Below are 1,991 nucleotides of genomic sequence, written 5' to 3' on the forward strand. Positions count from 1 at the left end.
ATCGTGCGGGCATCTTCGACGACCACGCTGGCGACCTGCGACAGCGGCGATTCGGAGCCGTAGTAATCGACCCGCACGTGGTCGAGGATCGCTGCACTGGCGCGGCCGGTGCGGAGCTTGCTGAACGCCTGCTTCAGGCCATCGACGGTCTTCTGCATGCGAGCCGTCGCGTCTTTCTTGATGTCTTCGATCATCGGGTCAATTCCGGAACAACAGATTCGTGTAGTGAGATTGCCAGGCGGCGGTGCAGTTGCAGTGCAATTTCCGAGGCCAGGGGGTGAAGTTGGCGCCGCTCAGACCCGGACCAGCGTGCCCAGCGAGGTATCGCCGGTAACGATCCGGTGCAGTGCCTTCGGGCGGTCCATGTCATAGACCCGCAAGCGGACCTTGTGATCGCGGCACAGTACCAGCGCGGTCTGGTCCATGACGCCAAGACGGCGATCCAGCGCTTCGTCGTAGGTCAGTTCATCGTAGCGCGTCGCCGTCGGGTCCTTCTTCGGGTCCGCGGTGTAGATGCCGTCGACCTTGGTCGCCTTCAGCATCAGGTCGGCGGAGATTTCGATCGCCCGCAAGGCAGCGGCGGAATCGGTGGTGAAGAACGGGTTGCCGGTGCCGGCCGCGAACACCAGCACCCGGCCCTTCTCGAGATGGCGGATCGCCTTGCGGCGGATGAAATCCTCGCAGACCTCGTTGATCCGGATCGCCGACTGCACGCGGGCTTCCAGACCGATCCGCTCGATTGCGTCCTGGATCGCCAGGGCATTGATGACCGTGGCCAGCATGCCCATCTGATCGCCGGTGACGCGGTCCATGCCGCCACGCGCCAGGCCTTCGCCACGGAAGATGTTGCCGGCGCCAACGACCAGGGCGACCTGAACGCCGAGGTCGACGATTTCCTTCAATTCATTGGCCAGAAACGTCATCACGTCCGGCGAGATGCCGAAGCCGAGGTCGCCCATCAGGGCTTCGCCGGAAATCTTCAGCAGGATGCGCTTGTAGGCAGGTTTAGCAGGCTGTTGATTCAATGACCAAGCTCCGAGTCAATCAGCATAGGGATCGTCGGGCCAGCCATCAGCATGCCGCGGAAGAATTCAGGCATTTGCAGTGACAAACGAGCCGCGAAACCAAAAGAAGGACCAGTTTAAAGGACCGTTACTTAAAGGACAGTTACCAAAAGGCCCCGTTTCCGGGGCCTCAGATGACAATACTTTAACCTGAAAATCAGGCCCTGACAGCGGGCTCAGACCTGGCTGGCAGCAGCCACTTCAGCGGCGAAATCAAGGGTTTTCTTCTCGATGCCTTCACCGACCGCAAGACGCGAGAAGCTGGCCACGCCGGCGTTCTTCGACTTCAGGAGCTTTTCGACCGTTTCGTCCGGATTCTTGACGAACGGCTGGCCCATCAGCGTGATGTCGTTGACGAACTTGCGGATCTTGCCCTCGCCCATCTTGGCGAGGATGTCCGCCGGCTTCGGCCGGTAACCGCCGCCGAACTTCTTCTTGACGCCGGCGTACTCGTCGTCCCAGTTCTTCTTGCCTTCGGCGTCGAGCGCTTCATAGGTGCCGTTGGTCTTCTCGGCGTCCATTTCCTTGAGGAAGCCGCCGAAACGGTCGGAATCGGCCTGCGCTTCCGCCTGTTCCTGCGCCATCGTCGCTTCGATGACCCGCTTTTCGGCTTCGATCACGTCGGCCGGAATCTGGGTGGTGTCGAGGAAGCGCGGCGCGCTTGCGGCGATGTGCATGGCGATGTCGCGAGCCAGTTCTTCGTCACCGGCGCTGAGCGCCACGACCACACCGATCTTGGTGCCATGCATGTAGTAGTTGATCGCGCCCGCAGCCTTGGCGACGACTTCGAAGCGACGCACGGTGATGTTCTCGCCGATCGTGGCAACCAGGCTGCGACGCATCTCTTCGATGGTCTGGCCGGCTTCGTTCTTCAGCGCCAGCAGCTCGGCCAGCGTGGCCGGACGAGCAACCAGCGCGGCCTTGGCA

At 61.7% G+C, this 1,991-nt stretch carries 3 protein-coding genes; all 3 read right to left on the minus strand.

The window, feature by feature from the left end; translation table 11 throughout:
* A partial coding sequence (locus QZY06_RS04340) for a ribosome recycling factor (RefSeq protein WP_295680663.1) occupies positions 1-194 on the minus strand: 194 nt, incomplete at its 3' end.
* Between the two features lie 99 nt (positions 195-293).
* Positions 294-1,025, minus strand: a complete 732-nt coding sequence (gene pyrH, locus QZY06_RS04345) for a UMP kinase (protein ID WP_273454602.1) — start codon at positions 1,023-1,025, stop codon at positions 294-296.
* 215 nt (positions 1,026-1,240) lie between these two features.
* Positions 1,241-1,991: translation elongation factor Ts (gene tsf, locus QZY06_RS04350; RefSeq protein WP_295680667.1), on the minus strand; the 751-nt coding region annotated here is incomplete at its 5' end.

The organism is uncultured Nevskia sp. (assembly GCF_903885465.1).
In the GTDB taxonomy this organism is placed as follows: Bacteria; Pseudomonadota; Gammaproteobacteria; order Nevskiales; family Nevskiaceae; genus Nevskia.